The 17,129-nt window shown below is 64.7% G+C and carries 20 protein-coding genes and 2 pseudogenes; 12 read left to right on the top strand and 10 right to left on the bottom strand.

Features of this window, described 5'->3' with window-relative positions; all coding sequences use genetic code 11:
- Positions 1 to 4: 4 nt before the first annotated feature.
- Positions 5 to 994: an Mrp/NBP35 family ATP-binding protein gene (locus C7W88_RS06520; RefSeq protein WP_118072945.1), complete on the bottom strand. Its 990-nt coding sequence runs from the start codon at positions 992 to 994 to the stop codon at positions 5 to 7.
- 138 nt (positions 995 to 1,132) lie between these two features.
- Here C7W88_RS06520 and hflK point away from each other — a divergent pair, with 138 nt between their 5' ends.
- From hflK to C7W88_RS06505, 3 genes are all read left to right on the top strand, one after another.
- Entirely contained in the window at positions 1,133 to 2,239 is a 1,107-nt protein-coding gene (hflK, locus tag C7W88_RS06515) for an FtsH protease activity modulator HflK (RefSeq protein WP_205525266.1), read from the top strand.
- 1 nt (position 2,240) lies between these two features.
- Positions 2,241 to 3,092, top strand: coding sequence for a protease modulator HflC (gene hflC, locus C7W88_RS06510; RefSeq protein ID WP_118072944.1), 852 nt, complete (start codon positions 2,241 to 2,243; stop codon positions 3,090 to 3,092).
- 126 nt (positions 3,093 to 3,218) lie between these two features.
- On the top strand, positions 3,219 to 4,748 hold the full coding sequence (locus C7W88_RS06505; RefSeq protein ID WP_205525265.1) for a Do family serine endopeptidase: 1,530 nt from the start codon (positions 3,219 to 3,221) through the stop codon (positions 4,746 to 4,748).
- Positions 4,749 to 4,816: 68 nt separating this feature from the next.
- Here the strand turns inward: C7W88_RS06505 and C7W88_RS06500 are convergent, their stop codons facing one another.
- The 6 genes and pseudogenes from C7W88_RS06500 to guaA all read right to left on the bottom strand — a co-directional run bounded on the left by C7W88_RS06500 (position 4,817) and on the right by guaA (position 10,932).
- Positions 4,817 to 5,377 (bottom strand): YqgE/AlgH family protein, encoded by a 561-nt coding sequence (locus C7W88_RS06500; protein ID WP_118072943.1) that lies wholly within the window; start codon positions 5,375 to 5,377, stop codon positions 4,817 to 4,819.
- A 58-nt stretch (positions 5,378 to 5,435) separates the two neighbouring features.
- Positions 5,436 to 8,180 (bottom strand): [protein-PII] uridylyltransferase, encoded by a 2,745-nt coding sequence (locus C7W88_RS06495; RefSeq protein WP_118072942.1) that lies wholly within the window; start codon positions 8,178 to 8,180, stop codon positions 5,436 to 5,438.
- A 77-nt stretch (positions 8,181 to 8,257) separates the two neighbouring features.
- Complete coding sequence (locus tag C7W88_RS06490) at positions 8,258 to 8,629, bottom strand: type II toxin-antitoxin system VapC family toxin (protein ID WP_118072941.1); 372 nt, start codon at positions 8,627 to 8,629, stop codon at positions 8,258 to 8,260.
- A gap of 8 nt (positions 8,630 to 8,637) precedes the next feature.
- Entirely contained in the window at positions 8,638 to 8,928 is a 291-nt protein-coding gene (locus C7W88_RS06485) for a type II toxin-antitoxin system Phd/YefM family antitoxin (RefSeq protein ID WP_118072940.1), read from the bottom strand.
- 41 nt (positions 8,929 to 8,969) lie between these two features.
- Entirely contained in the window at positions 8,970 to 9,383 is a 414-nt protein-coding gene (locus C7W88_RS06480) for a GNAT family acetyltransferase (protein WP_118072939.1), read from the bottom strand.
- A pseudogene (gene guaA, locus C7W88_RS06475) lies at positions 9,374 to 10,932 on the bottom strand (glutamine-hydrolyzing GMP synthase). The gene C7W88_RS06480 and the pseudogene guaA overlap by 10 nt, the downstream one beginning before the upstream one ends.
- A gap of 158 nt (positions 10,933 to 11,090) precedes the next feature.
- On the opposite strand from guaA, the gene C7W88_RS22580 reads away from it, so the two are divergent.
- From C7W88_RS22580 to C7W88_RS06450, 6 genes and pseudogenes are all read left to right on the top strand, one after another.
- Positions 11,091 to 11,228 (top strand): hypothetical protein, encoded by a 138-nt coding sequence (locus C7W88_RS22580; protein WP_156135743.1) that lies wholly within the window; start codon positions 11,091 to 11,093, stop codon positions 11,226 to 11,228.
- Positions 11,229 to 11,348: 120 nt separating this feature from the next.
- On the top strand, positions 11,349 to 12,194 hold the full coding sequence (gene gluQRS / locus C7W88_RS06470) for a tRNA glutamyl-Q(34) synthetase GluQRS (protein WP_118072938.1): 846 nt from the start codon (positions 11,349 to 11,351) through the stop codon (positions 12,192 to 12,194).
- Positions 12,191 to 12,421, top strand: a complete 231-nt coding sequence (locus tag C7W88_RS06465) for an HIG1 domain-containing protein (protein WP_118072937.1) — start codon at positions 12,191 to 12,193, stop codon at positions 12,419 to 12,421. Before gluQRS ends, C7W88_RS06465 begins: the two co-directional genes overlap by 4 nt.
- 18 nt (positions 12,422 to 12,439) lie before the next feature.
- A pseudogene (locus tag C7W88_RS06460) lies at positions 12,440 to 12,999 on the top strand (cob(I)yrinic acid a,c-diamide adenosyltransferase).
- Positions 13,000 to 13,093: 94 nt separating this feature from the next.
- A complete protein-coding gene (locus C7W88_RS06455) occupies positions 13,094 to 13,963 on the top strand; it encodes a 3-hydroxyacyl-CoA dehydrogenase NAD-binding domain-containing protein (RefSeq protein ID WP_162896158.1) in 870 nt (289 codons plus the stop codon).
- A 55-nt stretch (positions 13,964 to 14,018) separates the two neighbouring features.
- Positions 14,019 to 14,336 carry a hypothetical protein gene (locus C7W88_RS06450; RefSeq protein WP_118072935.1) on the top strand — a complete coding sequence of 106 codons (318 nt, stop codon included), beginning with the start codon at positions 14,019 to 14,021 and terminating at the stop codon, positions 14,334 to 14,336.
- 8 nt (positions 14,337 to 14,344) lie between these two features.
- Here C7W88_RS06450 and C7W88_RS06445 read toward each other — a convergent pair whose 3' ends face one another.
- Positions 14,345 to 14,710 (bottom strand): hypothetical protein, encoded by a 366-nt coding sequence (locus tag C7W88_RS06445; RefSeq protein ID WP_118072934.1) that lies wholly within the window; start codon positions 14,708 to 14,710, stop codon positions 14,345 to 14,347.
- Positions 14,711 to 14,821: 111 nt separating this feature from the next.
- On the opposite strand from C7W88_RS06445, the gene C7W88_RS06440 reads away from it, so the two are divergent.
- The gene (locus C7W88_RS06440; RefSeq protein WP_118074624.1) at positions 14,822 to 15,169 is read left to right on the top strand and encodes a DMT family protein; all 348 of its coding nucleotides are present in this window, start codon (positions 14,822 to 14,824) and stop codon (positions 15,167 to 15,169) included.
- Between the two features lie 3 nt (positions 15,170 to 15,172).
- Here C7W88_RS06440 and C7W88_RS22575 read toward each other — a convergent pair whose 3' ends face one another.
- The gene (locus C7W88_RS22575; RefSeq protein WP_162895937.1) at positions 15,173 to 15,343 is read right to left on the bottom strand and encodes a hypothetical protein; all 171 of its coding nucleotides are present in this window, start codon (positions 15,341 to 15,343) and stop codon (positions 15,173 to 15,175) included.
- A 147-nt stretch (positions 15,344 to 15,490) separates the two neighbouring features.
- Between C7W88_RS22575 and C7W88_RS06435 the strand changes: the two genes are divergently transcribed.
- Both C7W88_RS06435 and C7W88_RS06430 read left to right on the top strand, forming a co-directional pair.
- Entirely contained in the window at positions 15,491 to 15,934 is a 444-nt protein-coding gene (locus tag C7W88_RS06435) for a thermonuclease family protein (protein WP_118072933.1), read from the top strand.
- A 44-nt stretch (positions 15,935 to 15,978) separates the two neighbouring features.
- Positions 15,979 to 16,314 carry a hypothetical protein gene (locus C7W88_RS06430; RefSeq protein ID WP_118072932.1) on the top strand — a complete coding sequence of 112 codons (336 nt, stop codon included), beginning with the start codon at positions 15,979 to 15,981 and terminating at the stop codon, positions 16,312 to 16,314.
- 23 nt (positions 16,315 to 16,337) lie between these two features.
- Here the strand turns inward: C7W88_RS06430 and C7W88_RS06425 are convergent, their stop codons facing one another.
- Positions 16,338 to 16,973: a TetR/AcrR family transcriptional regulator gene (locus C7W88_RS06425; protein WP_162895936.1), complete on the bottom strand. Its 636-nt coding sequence runs from the start codon at positions 16,971 to 16,973 to the stop codon at positions 16,338 to 16,340.
- Positions 16,974 to 17,129: the final 156 nt, after the last annotated feature.

Genomic DNA, 17,129 nt, shown 5'->3' with positions numbered 1-17,129 from the left:
CGGGTCAGCGCTTCCCGTCAAGCCAGGCGAGCACGCCCCGCGCGATCGAAAGGAACGCCTCGGCCTGCGGGCTGTCGCCTGCTGCAGGCGGGTTGCCCGCATCGCTCTCGCGCCGGATCGCCATGTCCAATGGCACGCGGCCAAGGAACGGCAGACCCATCGTCTTCGCGGCCGCTTCTGCCCCGCCAACGCCGAACGGATCGCTCTCCTCGCCGCAATGCGGGCAGATATAGCCCGCCATGTTTTCGACCATGCCGATCACCGGCACCTTGCCCTGTTCGAACAGGCCGATGGCGCGGGTCGCATCCATCAACGCCAGGTCCTGCGGCGTGGAGACGATCACCGCGCCCGCCGGCTTGTGCTTCGACAGCATGGTCAGTTGCACGTCGCCGGTCCCCGGCGGCAGGTCGACGACGATGATCTCCGTATCGCCCCAATGCGCATCGATCAGCTGGCCCAGCGCATTGCCGGCCATGGGGCCCCGCCACGCAATCGCCTGCCCCGGCTGCACTAGATGCCCCATCGACAGCATCGGCACCCCATAAGGCGATTGGATCGGATGGATCTTGCTGTCCTCGGCCTCCGGCTTGCGACCTTCCGTGAGCAGCAGGCGCGGCTGCGACGGGCCATAGATGTCGGCATCGACCAGACCGACCTTGCGTCCCAGCCGGTGCATGGCGACCGCCAGATTGGCCGACAGCGTCGATTTGCCGACGCCGCCCTTGCCCGATCCCACCGCGATGATCACGCGCGACTTGCGCTCGGCGGTCATGCCGAGGCGCAGATCCGCCACTCCGGCCTTCCGGGCCGCATCTCGCACGGCCATCTCCAGCTTGTCGCGATCGAGCCGCTCCAGCCCGCCGACTTCGAGCATGACGGTTGCCGTCTCGCCCGCCACTTTCACCGTCTGCAGGCGGTCCCCTGCCACTTCCCCAAGCGCATTGCGCAGTGCCTGTTCGTCGATGCTCACGCCATTTCCCGTGTTCCGCTCCATCCCGGAGCTGTCCGTTCGGCCCTAGCAGATGAATTTTCGGGAATGGACACTGTTTTTCGCATCAAGGGTTCCTATAACCAAGGGATGACAGACTTGGGCGGAATGATCGCACGCTTTGGCCGGGAGACGGGCCTTTTCATGACAGGCAAGAAAAGCCCCTGGGGTTCGGGCGGCGGCAACGACGCGCCGACATCCTCCGGTGACGCTCCTGAAACGACACCACCGCCAGCAGCGCCAGGTGCCGAAGGCCCTCGAAACCCGTGGCTCCCGCCGCAATCAGGGGATGGCCCCAAGGATAGCGGACGGCGTGGCCCGAACATCGAGGACATCTTCCGCAACCGTAAGGGCGGTGGCAGTGGCGGCGGTGGTGGCCGTGGTCCCAACATCCCGCGCCTGCCCCAGCGCCCCGATGGCAAGTCATGGGCGCCGGTCGTGATCGGCCTCGTCGTCCTGGCATGGCTCGGCACCTCGATGGTCCACCTCATCGCCCCGCAGGAAAAGGGCGTGGTCACCACCTTCGGCTCCTATTCGCGCACCTTGGACAGCGGCACCGCTGTCACGCTCCCCTGGCCGATCCAGACGGTCAAGGTCGAGGACGTGACCTCGATCCGCCGCGAATCGATCCCCGAGGGCGATGGCGAGAAGCTGATGCTCACCGCCGACCAGAACCTGGTCGACCTCACCTACCTCGTCCGCTGGAACATCAAGGACCTCAAGCTCTACATGTTCCAGCTCGCCGACCCTGATCAGACCGTGCGCGAAGTGGCCGAAGCCGCGATGCGCCAGTCCATCGCCGAGGTAAACCTCAACGACGTGATGGGCTCGGGCCGCGCCCAGATCGAACAGAACGTGCGCGAACGCATGCAGCGCGTACTCGATGCCTATCGCTCGGGCGTCGTCATCCAGGGCGTCGACATCAAGAAGACCGATCCGCCGGCCAAGGTCGTCGATGCCTTCAAGGAAGTGCTCGCCGCTCAGCAGGATGCGCAGAGCGAAATCAACCGGGCGCAGGCCTGGGCGCAGCAGCTCACCGCCCGCGCCGGTGGTGAAGCCACCGCGTTCGACAAGGTCTACGAGCAGTACAAGCTCGCCCCGGAAGTCACTCGCCGCCGCATGTACTACGAAACCATGGAGCGTGTGCTCAGCCAGACCGACAAGGTGATCCTCGAATCGCCCAACACCCAGGCCTACCTGCCGCTGCCTGAAATGAAGCGCAGCCAGAAGCCACAGGAAGGGGGCCAGTAAGATGAGCGCGATCCAGACTTTCTGGGCCGAACGCAAGGCCGTGGTCATTGCCGCGGGCGTTGCCCTGCTTGCCGCGGCCAGCTGCCTCACCGTGGTCGATGAAAAGACCCAGGCAGTGATCATCCGCCTCGGCCAGCCCAACCGTGTCGTCAACCGGTTCGAACCCAAGACCGATTTCGGCCAGACCGGTGCGGGCATCGTCCTGCGCATTCCGTTCATGGAAAAGGTGGTCAACGTCGACAAGCGGATCCTCGATCTCGACATGGAGCGCCAGCAGGTTCTTTCGGCCGACCAGCGCCGCCTCGAGGTCGATGCTTTCGCCCGCTTCCGCATCATCGATCCGGTGCGCATGGTGCAGACGGCCGGGACGACCGAGCGTGTCGCCGAACAGCTCCAGCCGATCCTAAACTCGGCGCTGCGTCAGGAACTCGGCAAGCGCACGTTCGGCTCGCTGCTGACGGCAGACCGTGGCCGCGCAATGGAACAGATCCGTGAGGGGCTCGACCGCGAGGCGCGTGAATATGGCGCGCAGGTAATAGACGTGCGGATCAAGCGGGCCGACCTTCCTGAAGGCACGCCACTCGAATCGGCCTTCACCCGCATGGCCACCGCGCGCCAGCAGGAAGCCGCCACGATCCGCGCGCAGGGCCAGAAGCAGGCGCAGATCATCCGCGCTACCGCCGAGGCAACCGCTGCCAAGACCTATGCCGAAGCCTTCAACAAGGACCCGGCATTCTACGATTTCTACCGTGCAATGCAGAGCTACGATGCAACCTTTGCGCAGAAGGGATCGAGCACCTCGATCGTGCTTTCGCCCGACAACGAGTACCTCAAGCAGTTCAAGGGCAAGTAACCCCGAAGCTGAACGGTACGGAACATCGTCATTCAAAGTCCGTTCATCGCAGGGCGCGTGAATCGGCTTTGGCACAAGTCAGCCGCGCCGCCCCCGGCGCAAGATAGACAAAGAGGACCAGGCCACGTGCGATACGCTTATGGTGTGACTTCGGCGCTGCTGCTTGCAGGCAGCGCACTGACCCTGGTGACAGGCTTCCCGGCAGGCGCGCAGGTCGCCCAGAATGACCAGTCGGAGATGCGCAGCGTCGTCCCCCGCGCCGGTGCGCCATCCAGCTTCGCCGACCTTACGCAGCAACTCCAGCCGGCAGTGGTCAACATCTCCACCCGCCAGCGCGTGAAGGTGCAGAACAACAACCCGTTTGCCGGCACGCCCTTCGGCGATCTGTTCGGCGGCGGCCAGGGCAGCGGCCCGCAGACGCGCGAGGCGCAGTCGCTGGGCTCGGGCTTCATCATCTCGGCCGATGGCTATGTCGTCACCAACAACCATGTGATCACCGCCGACGGGCAGGGTGAGGTCGAATCGATCACCGTGACCACGCCCGACGGCACGGAATACCCGGCCAAGCTGATCGGCAAGGATGCGGCATCAGACCTCGCCGTGCTCAAGATCAGCCGCCCCACCCCCTTCCCGTTCGTGAAGTTCGGCGATTCGCGCAAGGCGCGCGTGGGTGACTGGGTGATCGCCATCGGCAACCCCTTCGGCCTCGGCGGCACGGTCACGCAGGGCATCATCTCGGCGGTCTACCGCAACACCGGCTCGGGTTCGGCCTATGACCGCTACCTGCAGACCGACGCCTCGATCAACCGGGGCAACTCCGGCGGCCCGATGTTCGACATGGCTGGCAACGTGATCGGCATCAACAACGCCATCTTCTCGCCCACCGGCGGCTCGGTCGGCATCGGCTTTGCCATTCCGGCAGAGATTGCCGCCCCCATCGTCGACAAGCTGCGCGCGGGCCAGGCGATCGATCGCGGCTACCTCGGCGTGCGCATCCAGCCGCTCTCGGAAGACCTCGCCGCTTCGCTTGGCCTGCCCAAGAACCGCGGCGAATTCATCCAGGCGGTCGAGCCGGGACAGGCCGCGGCCAAGGCTGGCATGCAGGCCGGTGACGTGGTGGTGAAGGTCGATGGCAAGGACGTCACGCCTGACCAGACCCTGTCGTTCATCGTTGCCAACACCACGCCGGGCAAGCGCATCCCGATCGAACTGCTCCGCAACGGCCAGCGCCTGACGATCCAGACCGTGGTCGGCAAGCGCCCGACCGAGGAAGAGCTCGCCCAGCAGAGCTTCGACCCCGACGCGCAGGAAGATGGCGGCTTCGGCGGCAAGCAGCAGCAGCAGAGTGGAAGCGTCCTGCAATCCTCGCTCGGAATCGCAGCCATTCCGCTCACCCCGCAGATCGCGCGTCAGCTCGGCGCGGGTGAAGATGCCAAGGGCGTGGTGATCACCGCTGTCGATGCTTCGTCCGATGCCGGCGCCAAGGGCCTGCAGCGGGGCGACATCGTGCTCTCGGCAAACTACGTCAACGTAGCCTCGATTGCGGATCTCGAACGCATCGTTCGCCAGGCTAAGACCGAAGGCCGCGAAGCCGTGCTTCTGCGCATCCAGCGCCGCGGCGCACCAGCACAATACGTGCCCATTCGCGTCCGCTGATCGGAGTCTCGACCCATGAGCAAAGAGCCGCTCCAGCGATGGGGCGGCTCTTTCTGTAACTCCATCGCTCAGGCCCTGCCGGTCTGCGCGACAAGATGCGAAGGATCGATACCCTCGCGCTTCCATGCCTGTTGCCAGCGCCGCCCGGTCGGCGTTTCGAACAGGATCTCCGGGCGCCCCTGCGCCGCGTACCAGCCATGATGCCGCATCTCGCCCTCCAGCTGCCCGGCCCCCCAACCAGCGTAACCCAAGGCCACCAGATAGCGGCTCGGCCCGCGCCCTTCGGCAATTGCACGCAGCACGTCCATCGATGCGGACAGGTCGCACAGTGAACTCACCGTCACGCTGCCCTCGCCGCCCCAGTCGTTAGAATGCAGCACGAAACCGCGCGCCGTTTCTACCGGCCCGCCGTTGAGGATGGGCACGTCCGGCGCGACACCGGGATCGATGCCGACGTCTTCCAGCAGCCCATGCAACGTGATCCCGTCGCGCACATGGCCGATGCCGATGCCCAGCGCGCCGTGCTCGTCGTGCACGCACATCGCCACCACGGCATGATCGAATCGGGCATCGCCCATGCCCGGCATGGCCAGCAGCAGGCGCCCGGAAAGATATTCGGCTTCACTCATCCCTGGTGACATAGGGACGGGACCTGGCGATTGCGAGTGCGGTCATCGCCTCAGATCCTCACGCCGCCGCCTTTACCTTCCGGTCCTCCGCCGCTTCGAGCAGGCGCTTCTCGACGGTCTTCATCCGGCTCTCGCTGTCGATCTTCTCGCCCAGCACGTCGGTCACGTAGAACGTGTCCACAGCCCGCTCGCCATAGGTGGCGATGTGCGCCGAGTGGACCACCAGCCGCGCTTCGAACAGCGCACGCGCCAACTGGTTGAGCAGCGCCGGGCGATCGCGCGCGCCCACCTCGATCACGGTGAAGCGGTTCGAGGCCTTGTTGTCGAAGATGACGATCGGGCGCACGTCGAACGCATCGGCACGCGGGCGCGCGAGCGGGCGAGCCGCCAGTTGCGGCACCAGCTTCACCCGGTTGGCCAGCGCATCGGCAATCGCGTTCTTGAGGCGCGCGATCTGGCTCGCCTCGTTGAGCGGACGACCGAGCGGGTCCTGCACCAGGAAGTTGTCGACCGCCGTGCCATTGCGGGCGGTGTGGATGCGCGCGTCGATGATGTTGCCGCCGGCAAGATGGATGCCCCCGGCGATGCGGTAGAACAGGCCCGGGTGGTCTGCCGCCAGCACGGTGACCAGTGTCGCCCCGCGTGCCGGATACCAGTGCGCCTCGACCGAGAGCGGCTCGCCCAGCGCGGTGTCCATCTGCTGGAGATTGAGCGCGATGATGTCCTCGGGCTCGGCAATCCAGTAGGCATCGCCCAATTGCTTGCCGACTGTGCCGATCAGCGCGTCGCGCTCGCGCAGGATCGTGGCGACGGCCTTCTTCTTGGCTGCAATGCGCTCGGCCCGGCCATGGGTCTTGTGGCCAAGGCGCAGCATTTCCTCGGCCGAGACGAACAGATCGCCCAGCAGCTGCCGCTTCCACGAATTCCACACGCCCGGACCCACCGCGCGAATGTCGACCACGGTCAGGATCAGCAGCAGGCGCAAGCGCTCCTGGCTCTGCACCGTGTTCACGAAGTCGGCGATGGTCTTGTAGTCCGCAAGGTCGCGCTTGAAGGCGGTGGCGCTCATCAACAGGTGCCAGCGCACCAGCCAGGCCACGGCCTCGGTCTCGGCAGCGGACAGGCCCAGACGTGGGCACAGCTTCATCGCCACTTCCGCGCCGAGTACCGAATGGTCACCCTGCCGGCCCTTGGCGATATCGTGCAGCAGCGTCGCGACATAGAGCACGCGGCGCGAGGCAACCTTGCTGACCACTTCGCTGGCCAGCGGGTGATCGTCCTTGACCTCGCCCTTCTCGATGCGCGCCAGCAGGCCGATCGCGCGGATGGTATGTTCGTCCACCGTGTAGTGGTGATACATGTCGAACTGCATCTGCGCGACGACGCGGCCGAAATCGGGCACGAAACGGCCGAACACGCCGGCCTCGTTCATCCAGCGCAGCACGGTCTCGGGATCGTTGCGGCTGGTCAGCGTGTCCATGAACAGCGCATTGGCACGAGGGTCCTTGCGCAGGGCAGCGTCGATCAGCCCTGAATCCCGCCGCGCGATGCGCATCGTCTCGGGGTGGATCTCGACCTGTTCGGCCGCCGCGCACGAGAACAGTTCGAGCAGGCGGACAGGGTCGTCCTGAAAGGTGGTGTCCGATGGCGCGGCGAGCTTGCCCGCATCGATCACGAACGGCCCGACCTTCTTCTTTCGTCGGCTGCGCAAGGCGGCAAGGAACCCGCGCTTCTCCTTGGCGAACTGCCCGTCAAGCTGCGCAAGGAACACCCCTGTCAACGAGCCGACCTGCTTGGCCTGCAGGAAGAAGTACTGCATGAAACGCTCGACCGCGCTCTTGCCCGGACGGTCGGCGAAGTTCATGCGCGTGGCGACTTCGCGCTGCAGGTCGAAGGTCAGCCGGTCTTCCGCGCGCCTGGTGATAGTGTGGAGATGGCAGCGCACCGCCCAGAAGAAGTTCTCGGCGCGGCGGAAGGCGCGGTATTCCTCGGCCGTCAGCAAGCCCACGTCGACCAGTTCCGAGGCGTCGCGCACCTTGTGGATGTACTTGCCGATCCAGTAGAGCGTGTGCAGGTCGCGCAGGCCGCCCTTGCCCTCCTTGACGTTGGGTTCGACGACGTAGCGGCTGTCGCCCAGCCGCTTGTGCCGGTCGTTCCGCTCCTGCAGCTTCTCGGCGACGAACTGCTTTTCGGTGCCGTTGACGACTTCCGCCCAGAACCGCGCCGAGGCGCTGTCGAACAGGTCGCGATCGCCCCAGACATAGCGCCCTTCGAGCAGCGCGGTGCGGATGGTCAGGTCGCTCTTGGCCATGCGCACGACCTCGTCGAGCGAGCGGCTGGAATGGCCGACCTTGAGGCCAAGGTCCCACAGGAAATAGAGCAGCGCCTCGATCACCTGCTCGCACCACGATGTCGGCTTGATCGGGGTAACGAACGCGATGTCGACGTCCGAATGCGGCGCCATCTCGCCGCGCCCGTAGCCGCCCACCGCGATCACCGCGATACGCTCGCCCATCGAGCGATTGCTGGCGCGATAGATGCGCCCGACGACATGGTCGTAGATGATGCGGACCAGCTGATCGACAAGGAAGGCCTGCGCCTGCGCGCTTTCCGTGCCCGACGAAGGCTTGGCTTCCAGCCTGCGGGCGATCTCGGCGCGGCCGTCTTCCAGCGCGGTGCGAAGCAGGTCCACCACGGCCTGCCGCGATTTCTCGCCCTTCTCGGCGAACGCCGCCGCGATGGCATCGGCAAGCTGGCGACGGTCGATGATGGCGCGCTGGTTGGCAATCCGGGGAAGCATCATGCCCCACCCTTATCGCGGGCGTGCCAGATGCGTAAGCGGTTAATGGGGCATTTGCGGGAAGGGTGGCGGTGGCCGCCTCAGATCACCATGACCGGATACTGGCGGATGCACTGATCTGCCGAAACGAGCGTCATGCCTGAGACCAGCGCGTGGGCGACCAGCAAGCGATCAAGCTGATCGCGGTGCAGGTCGGGCAGGTCCTTGACCTTCGTCCAGGCAGACGCGGGCAGGTCTGCGAGTTCGAAGCCCACCAGTTCCTGCAATTGGTCGATCGGCTCGTCCAGAGGGATGCGCCGCAGATGCTGCAGGTGCGCCAGTTCGTAGGCGTTGATCGCGCTCAGGACGATGTCGTTGTCCGGGTTTGCCAGCGCATTGTGCTGCTCTGCAGTCAGGCGCTGGTCACCCAGCACCATCCACACAAGGATGTGCGTGTCTATCAAAAGCTTCACGTGCCGGCTCAGCCGAACTTGCGCTTGGTGCGTTGGTCAAACTCCGCGCCTGTCATCGGCGGCGGAATGTCGAAGGCAGACGCGGGCTGGCCCTTGTACTTGTCGGCGAGGCAGCCAAAGGCCGCAAGCCGTTTCGCCGCGCGAGCCTCACGCGCAAGTTCGAGCGCTTCGGGCGTGGGCACCAAGGTAGCAAAGGGCACACCCGCCTTGTTCACCACAACTTCTTCGCCCCGTGCCGCAGCAGCAAGAAGCTCTGACAAGCGGGTCTTGGCTTCACCGATGTTGACGTGGATGGCCATAGGCAGAGGATGCCTTGGCCAAGGGGGTTGGTCAAGGTGGGTTAGAAGCGCTTGCCCATCGTTACGACGTCCTGCAGTTCATAGCCGAGCGAATTGTAGAACCCGCGTGCCGAAGCGTTGTCAGCGCGTACCATCAACTGGATCTTGGGACTGCCAAGCGCCTTGAGCCAGTTTTCGGCCGCAGTCATGAGTGCGTGCCCGATGCCTTGCCCGCGGCAGCCCGGCGCGGTGGCGAGGTAATAGGCCCAGCCGCGATGACCGTCAAAGCCGACCATGACACTGCCGCGTAATGCTGCCTCGGTCTCGGCAAGCAGGATCACCGATGTGTCCGTTGTCAGGGCAAGTTCGAAATCGCCGCGCGGATCGTTCCAGGGGCGTGTCAGTCCGGCAGCCTCCCACAGCGCGACCGTGGCTTCACGGTCCGCCACAGTGGCTGCGCGGATGCTTACTCCCACTCGATCGTGCCCGGCGGCTTGCTGGTGTAGTCATAGACCACGCGGTTGATGCCCTTGACCTCGTTGACGATGCGGGTCGCCACGCGGGACAGGAAGCCGGCGTCGAACGGGTAGATGTCGGCGGTCATGCCGTCGGTGCTTGTCACCGCGCGCAGGGCGCAGACGCTGTCGTAGGTGCGAAAATCGCCCATCACGCCCACGGTCTTGACCGGGAGCAGCACGGCAAACGCCTGCCAGATCGCGTCATAGAGCCCGGCGTTGCGGATTTCCTCGAGGTAGATCGCGTCGGCCTTGCGCAGGATGTCGCAGCGTTCGCGCGTCACTTCGCCGGGGATGCGGATGGCAAGGCCGGGGCCGGGGAAGGGGTGACGGCCCACGAAGATCTCGGGCAGGCCAAGTTCACGGCCCAGCGCGCGAACTTCGTCCTTGAACAGCTCGCGAAGCGGCTCGACCAGCTTCATGTTCATGCGCTCGGGCAGGCCGCCGACGTTGTGGTGGCTCTTGATCGTCACCGAAGGTCCGCCGGTGAAGCTGACCGATTCGATCACGTCCGGGTAGAGCGTGCCCTGCGCCAGGAAGTCGGCGCCGCCGACCTGCTTGGCTTCGGCCTCGAACACGTCGATGAAGGTCTTGCCGATGAACTTGCGCTTGGCTTCCGGGTCGGTCACGCCGGCAAGGCCGCCGAGGAACAGCGCCGAGACGTCCTTATGGACCAGCGGGATGTTGTAGTGGTTGCGGAACAGGCTGACGACCTGCTCGGCCTCGCCCATGCGCATCAGGCCGTGGTCGACGAACACGCAGGTCAGCTGGTCGCCGATGGCTTCGTGGATCAGTACGGCTGCAACCGCCGAATCGACGCCGCCGGAAAGCCCGCAGATCACGCGGCTGCTACCCACCTGCTCGCGGATTTCGGCGATCTTGGTCTTGCGGAACTCGGCCATGGTCCAGTCGCCGGTGCAGCCGCAGACGTGGCGCACGAAGTTGGCGATCAGCTTGCCGCCATCGGGGTGTGGACCACTTCGGGGTGGAACTGGGTGCCGTAGTACTTCTTCTCGTCATTGGCGATGACGGCAAACGGCGCGCCGTCCGACACGGCAACGATGCGGAAGCCGGGGGCGAACTGGGTGACCTTGTCGCCATGGCTCATCCACACCTGGTGGCGTTCGCCTTCCTTCCACAGGCCGTCGAACAGCACGCAGGGTTCGGTCACGGTCAGGAACGCGCGGCCGAACTCGCCCGAATCGCCCGGTTCCACCTTGCCGCCCAGCTGGTGGCTCATGACTTGCTGGCCATAGCAGATGCCAAGGATCGGCAGGCCGGAGTCAAACAGCACTTGCGGCGCGCGCGGAGAGCCATCGGCGGGCACGCTGGCGGGCGAACCGGACAGGATGATGCCCTTGGGTTTCAGCCGGTGGAACGCGGCCTCGGCCTGCGTGAACGGCGCGATCTCGGAATAGACCCCGGCTTCGCGCACGCGGCGGGCGATAAGCTGCGTAACCTGACTGCCGAAGTCGACAATGAGGATCGATTCTGAAGGCTGGATGCTCATGCGTGGCCGATAGTGTGAAGGGCCTTTTCTGTCCAGATGCGCGGCAAAATGTGACAGTTGCGTTACATGCAACTGCAAGTGCCCTGTTCGCACTTGCAGCATACGCATATCGGCGTATTTGCACCCTCAGTTCCGATGCTTCCAGCTCACCCTGCCGGATGAACACGAACTGGGAGGATGTCCTGCAAGGTGATCTCAACAGGAGGAACACCATGCGCGCCATTACGGCTTTTGCATTCCCGATCATCCTCGCTGCTGGCCTCAGCAGCCTGATGTGGACTGCCACGCTCGCTTGAGCAGGCAAGGAAATGCGATAAACGACAAAAGCGGCTGCCCCGGCGGGGCAGCCGTTTTGTTTATCTGGCGCACCTTGTGCCACTCTTCCGACAGATCGATCGCCGCGCTAGGCTCCGGGGATGACAATCACCCGCTTTGCCCCCAGTCCCAACGGACCGCTTCATCTAGGGCATGCGTTTTCCGCAATCGTCGCCCACGACCGGGCCATGCGCGACGGGGGCGAGTTCCTTTTGCGCATCGAAGACATCGACGGTGCCCGCTCACGCCCGGAACTTGCCGCCGAGTTCCGCCAGGACCTCGACTGGTTGCGGCTGAGTTACCGGGAAGTTGCCCCCCAGTCCTCGAGAGTTGGAGATTATCGCACCGCTGCCAACGAGCTGCGCGCGATGGGCATTCTCTACCCGTGTACCTGCACCCGCGCCGAGGTTGCCGCCGCCGCTGTCACCCACGGCCCCGACGGTCCGCTCTATCCCGGCACCTGCCTGCGCCGGGGGCCCACGCCTGGCCCGCAAGTAGCTTGGCGGCTGGACATGGAGCAGGCGACACTGCTGGCGGGTGAACTCGAATGGACCGACGAGCGTCACGGCACGCAGATCGCCACGCCCGAGATGTTCGGCGACGTGATCCTGTGGCGCAAGGATGCGCCGGCCAGCTACCACCTTGCCGCAACGCTTGATGATGCCACCGATGGCGTGACGCATGTGACACGCGGCATGGACCTGTTTCGCGCCACGCACATCCACCGCCTGCTCCAGCATCTGCTCGGGCTGCCGGTGCCGGTGTGGCATCATCATCCCGTGCTGGTGGAGGCCGACGGGCGCAAGCTGGCCAAGCGCCGCGATGCACCCGCGCTGTCCGACCGCAGGCGAGCGGGCGAAGACGGGCGCGCAGTCGCCGCAGAGGTGCGCGCTACCCTATTTGACACTGGTATTTCGCTGTCCGACGCCATAGATCAGTGCCCATGAACTACGTCCTGATCCCGCTGATCATCATCTTCGTCGCGCTGACGGTCGTCTCGCTCGTGCGCGGGATCATCGCTTTCCTGAACAGCACCAAGGAAGACCTGAACCGCGATCCCGTTTCCGGGGCGACGGCGAACCAGTTGTTGCAGAACAAGATGATGTTCAACCGCATCAAGTTCCAGGGCCTTGCCGTGCTGGCCGTTGCGATCCTGCTCGCGTTCTCGCGCTGAGGCGCGGTTCTTTCCAGCATGGTCAAGCTCAACAAGATCTACACGCGCACCGGCGATGACGGCACGACGGGCCTCGTCGACGGTTCGCGCCGGGCCAAGCACGATGCCCGCATGCAGGCCATTGGCGAGGTGGACGAGGCCAACAGCCTGATTGGCCTTGCCACAGTCGTCGCGTCGGAAACCTCGGCGCGCAACCTGCAGCGCATCCAGAATGACCTGTTCGATCTCGGGGCTGATCTTGCCACCCCGGCGATGACTTTACCCCTTCGGAGATGGTCCTGCGCGTGGTCGAGAGCCAGGTCGCTTGGCTGGAGACGGCCATCGACACCTTGAACGAAGGCCTGCCGCCGCTGACCAGCTTCATCCTGCCGGGCGGTTCCGAGGCTGCGGCGCGCATCCACATCGCCCGCGCCACAGTGCGCCGGGCGGAGCGCAGCGCAGTGGCGCTGGCCGATGCCGAGCCGGTGAACCCGCAGGCACTGGCCTATCTCAACCGGCTTTCGGATTACCTGTTCGTGCTGGCCCGCTCGACCAACGCGGGCAGCGATCCGCTTTGGGTGCCCGGCGCCTCGCGCTGAACCGAAACGCGCCTCGCGCTAGGAGCAGGTGGACTCAAGGGTTTGCGCTCGCTAACCGCCATCCCGCATCTTTTCGGAGCGGGACATCCACATGATCAAGACGGTTGCAGTGATCGGTGCGGGCCAGATGGGTTCAGGCATCGCCCAGGTTTCGGCGCAGGCGGGGCTGAAGGTCCTGCTCGGCGACGTGTCGATCGATCTGGCGGACAAGGCCAAGGACAAGATCGCAAAGGGCCTTTCCAAGCTGGTCGAGAAGGGCAAGGTTGATGCCGCGCTTGCCGCCGCTACGGTTGCCAACCTGCACACCTTCTCTGATCATGCTGCCTTTGCCGAAGCCGATCTGGTGATCGAAGCGGCGACCGAGCGCGAGGACATCAAGCACAAGATCTTCGAATCCGCCGGCAAGCATCTTGCTCCCCATGCGATTATGGCATCGAACACCTCGTCAATCCCGATCACGCGCATGGCCGTGTCGTCGCCCGATCCGGAACGCTTCATCGGCATCCACTTCTTCAATCCGGTGCCGCTGATGAAGCTGGTCGAGGTCATTCCCGGCCTTGCCACTTCGGTTTCGACGATTGAAGCCGTGCGCGATTACGTGGCGAACATCGGCAAGGAAATCGTGCTCTCGCAGGATGAGCCTGGCTTCATCGTCAACCGCATCTTCGTGCCCTTCATCAACGAGGCCGCTTTCGTGCTCGGCAGCGGCACGGGTTCGATCGTCGACATCGACAAGGGCGTGAAGCTCGGCCTCAACCACCCGATGGGCCCGCTCGAACTGGCCGATTTCATCGGGCTCGACACGCTGCTCGAGATCATGAAGATCTACCTCGCCTCCACCGGTGACCCGAAGTACCGCCCGGCCCCGCTGCTGCAGAAGTACGTCGAGGCCGGCTGGCTCGGCCGCAAGAGCGGGCGCGGGTTCTACGACTATTCCGGCGAAGTGCCGGTCCCGACCCGCTGACACGCAGGAACGGCTGCACGATCAGGGCGTAGTCTCCGGCAAAGGAGCTACGCCCATGATCGACGACAAGACACCCGCGCCCGAAGCCGTGAACACCGAGCAGGAAGACGGCGATACGCAGGCGCAGACCGTTGCCGACGAGGCACTGGCCCGCGCCACCAGCGTGCTGGGCGAACAGGATCTGGGCGACAAGGTCGGCGGGTCCGGTCTCGACGATGCCGACATGCCCGACCTCGTCGATCACATGAAGCAGATGGTCAGTTCGGGCCAGATCGACATGAGTGCCTATCGCGGTGAGCGCAACGACGATGATGAAGCCGGAATCTACGGCGATGGCGTCCCCGAAGACGACGACACTCCACGCGGAGCCTGATGGCCCGGTCAGGGCACGAGTTGGTCCTGCCCTGCCTCCATGGCGTCGGCAGGCGCGTCCGGGTTGACCTGGTCGGCCTTCATCTGGTCAACCGAGACACCTTCGGGAAGCTGGCGAAGTTCGACCATCTTTCCGTCCCGTTCGATCTCGCCGATCAGCCGCCCTTTTCCATCGGAGGCATCGCCTTCCGCGGCCCACTTTTCGAATGCGGACTGTTCGGGGAGCGCTGCGGCAGCTTCGGCTGCGGCGCCCTCGGGCTCCGAGGACACATTGGCCCCGCTGTTCATGCCGTTGGCGATCAGGGCACCGACGACCAGCACGCTACCGCCCAGCAGCAGCACGGCAAAGCGATATGTCGATCGGGCATCGGACATCGGCTAACTCCGGCGAATGACCAGGCGTGATTACGCAGTGAAGCGTTAAGATTCGCACAACTTTCGCACACCGGGCCGATCGCCACCCTCTCCATGGAAACGCCCAGACCCATGACCACGATTGCCCTGCTCGTCCTGTCCAACCTGTTCATGACCATTGCCTGGTACTGGCACATTCAGGGCGGCCCGGCAGCCGTGGCGCAGCGCCCGCTGTTGCTGGTGATCCTGATCAGCTGGGGCATTGCCTTGCTGGAATACTGCCTCGCCGTGCCGGCCAATCGCATCGGCGCGCTCAACGGGTGGAGCGCCGGTCAGCTCAAGATCACGCAAGAGGCGATTGCGCTGATCGTCTTCGGCGTGTTCATGGTAGTGTTTCTGAAAGAGCCGCTGCACTGGCGGCACTTCGCCGCATTTGTCTGCATCATGGCCGCGGTGGCGTTCCTCTTCACCGGCAAATAGCGGCTATTCCGGGTCCTTGGCCCAGGGATCGACGTGCGCCGACTTCGCCGGCTCGTGCGGCTCGCGCTCGCTGGGCGCGGGCACCAGTGACCACGTCAGCAACAGGATCGAAGCCGCCCACCACAGCGCCCTCCAGCGGCTGGCAAAAATGGTCGTGAGGCGCGGTCCGAACATGGAACGAGCTTGGCACAGGCCGGTTATCCAGTGGTTACCACTGAGAGAAAATCCTGAGCCAAAGACCTGAGAGCCGACGCTGAGTCCCTTTCCTGATCGGAAAGATACGGAGACGCGCACGCTTGGCGGTTGGGCCAGATCCGGACAATGTCCCACGCCTCCCTGCTTCTCGCCGCTGCCTTCACCTCACTGGCGCTCGCCGCTTCATCGCCCTCTCCTGCCGCGCCCGCCGATGCCCGGCTGCGCCGGTTCGAGATCTGCTCGCCCGGTCCGCGCGTCACTTGCGTGGTCGACGGCGATACCTTCTGGCTGGAGGGCACCAAGATCCGCATCGCCGATATCAACACGCCGGAAACCTCGCAGCCGTCATGCGCTGCGGAAGCCCGGCTTGGCCTGCAGGCGACACGCCGGCTGGTCGAACTGCTGAATGCTGGGCCGTTCAACCTTGAAGTGCAAGGGCGCGATACCGACCGCTATGGCCGCGCGCTGCGGGTCGTCACGCGCAACGGGCGCAGCCTTGGCGCGATTCTGGAAGCCGAAGGCTTGGCCGAACACTGGAAGGGCCGGCGCAGCAGTTGGTGCAGGGCCTGAACCAAGCTACAGCATGGCCCCTGCAACGACTGGGGGAGCATGTAATGGTGTTCAGAACCTATCTCATCGTGGCGTGGCTGGCGCTGGCGATCTTCACCGCAGTCGTCATGGCAAACCACGGCTCGGGGCTGTTTCCGATCTTCTTTGCTGACATTGCCGCCGCGGGATGGCCTGGCCAGTTCAATGCCGATTTCACCACGATGCTTACCCTGTCGGCACTGTGGTGCGGCTGGCGCGGCAACTGGTCGGCCATGGCAATCGCCCACGCCCTGCTTGCCTTCGTGGGAGGCGGCATCGTGCTGATGGCAACATTGCTGATCCTGCATGTGCGGCACAATGGCGATATGCGGCAGGTCCTTCTGGGTGACCGGGCGCGCTGATCGGCCGCGCATGACCGAAGGCTTCAGGCGGCGCGGAGGCCTGTCAGCGCCTTTGCACCGCGATCCTGGGCCGAAAGCCCGTCGAACACGGCATCGACGATGCGCGCCAGCTTGTCCTCGTTCAGGCGTTCCATGAACATCGTCATGGTGTTCAGCGCGCAATAGGGCGCGCACATCTGGTTGACGAGGCTGATCGTCTCATCGACTTCCAGCCCGGCAAAGTGCCCGTCGCTCATCGCCTCGCCGATGATTTCGCCGAGGTAATGATCGGCAAGGTCGATGTAGCTGCGGATCTGTTCGAAGTTCTCGTTGCCGACCTCGATGTAGGTCTGCAGCTTGGCCGGGTCGGCCTCCCATTTCTTGCGCATCACGATGAAGCGGCGGGCGAAGAATTCGTACATCTTCCGGCGTGGGGGCAGGTCGCTTGCCAGCACGTCTTCCATGATGTCGACCATTGGCTTGAACCAGTGGTCGGCAATCGCCTCCATCAGGTCATCGCGACCCTCGAAGTAGCGTGAAAGATTGGCCTGGCTGATACCGGCGCGGGCGGCCAGCTCCGACAGGTTCAGCCCGGCCCCGCCGCGCTCCTCGACCATGGTTTGCGCCAGTTCGACAAGCCGGGCGCGCATGGCGTCTTGCTCTGCTGCGGATTGAGCCATGTTTCCCTGTGCGTCCTGAGTCTTGGGCCTCTTGCGCATTGTAGGGAGGCGCAGCGGCCTAGACAATGGGCGCGCATACGAAGGCTCTTTTGCCGGCCTCCGCATAAACGGCCTTCAAAGCGCAACACCGATGGGCTAGGCCGCCCTCAACCGGTT

The organism is Novosphingobium sp. THN1 (assembly GCF_003454795.1).
Classification (GTDB): Bacteria; Pseudomonadota; Alphaproteobacteria; order Sphingomonadales; family Sphingomonadaceae; genus Novosphingobium.
This window is presented reverse-complemented; position numbering and strand designations above follow the sequence as displayed.

What these genes read in the sequence shown, in the direction of transcription:
- C7W88_RS06520 (WP_118072945.1), bottom strand. Translation starts at nt 994, where the DNA reads ATGGAGCGGAACACGGGAAATGGCGTGAGCATCGACGAACAGGCACTG.
- hflK (WP_205525266.1), top strand. Translation starts at nt 1,133, where the DNA reads ATGACAGGCAAGAAAAGCCCCTGGGGTTCGGGCGGCGGCAACGACGCG.
- hflC (WP_118072944.1), top strand. Translation starts at nt 2,241, where the DNA reads ATGAGCGCGATCCAGACTTTCTGGGCCGAACGCAAGGCCGTGGTCATT.
- C7W88_RS06500 (WP_118072943.1), bottom strand. Translation starts at nt 5,377, where the DNA reads ATGAGTGAAGCCGAATATCTTTCCGGGCGCCTGCTGCTGGCCATGCCG.
- C7W88_RS06495 (WP_118072942.1), bottom strand. Translation starts at nt 8,180, where the DNA reads ATGATGCTTCCCCGGATTGCCAACCAGCGCGCCATCATCGACCGTCGC.
- C7W88_RS06485 (WP_118072940.1), bottom strand. Translation starts at nt 8,928, where the DNA reads ATGGCCATCCACGTCAACATCGGTGAAGCCAAGACCCGCTTGTCAGAG.
- C7W88_RS22580 (WP_156135743.1), top strand. Translation starts at nt 11,091, where the DNA reads ATGAACACGAACTGGGAGGATGTCCTGCAAGGTGATCTCAACAGGAGG.
- gluQRS (WP_118072938.1), top strand. Translation starts at nt 11,349, where the DNA reads ATGACAATCACCCGCTTTGCCCCCAGTCCCAACGGACCGCTTCATCTA.
- C7W88_RS06465 (WP_118072937.1), top strand. Translation starts at nt 12,191, where the DNA reads ATGAACTACGTCCTGATCCCGCTGATCATCATCTTCGTCGCGCTGACG.
- C7W88_RS06450 (WP_118072935.1), top strand. Translation starts at nt 14,019, where the DNA reads ATGATCGACGACAAGACACCCGCGCCCGAAGCCGTGAACACCGAGCAG.
- C7W88_RS06445 (WP_118072934.1), bottom strand. Translation starts at nt 14,710, where the DNA reads ATGTCCGATGCCCGATCGACATATCGCTTTGCCGTGCTGCTGCTGGGC.
- C7W88_RS06440 (WP_118074624.1), top strand. Translation starts at nt 14,822, where the DNA reads ATGACCACGATTGCCCTGCTCGTCCTGTCCAACCTGTTCATGACCATT.
- C7W88_RS22575 (WP_162895937.1), bottom strand. Translation starts at nt 15,343, where the DNA reads ATGTTCGGACCGCGCCTCACGACCATTTTTGCCAGCCGCTGGAGGGCG.
- C7W88_RS06435 (WP_118072933.1), top strand. Translation starts at nt 15,491, where the DNA reads ATGTCCCACGCCTCCCTGCTTCTCGCCGCTGCCTTCACCTCACTGGCG.
- C7W88_RS06430 (WP_118072932.1), top strand. Translation starts at nt 15,979, where the DNA reads ATGGTGTTCAGAACCTATCTCATCGTGGCGTGGCTGGCGCTGGCGATC.
- C7W88_RS06425 (WP_162895936.1), bottom strand. Translation starts at nt 16,973, where the DNA reads ATGGCTCAATCCGCAGCAGAGCAAGACGCCATGCGCGCCCGGCTTGTC.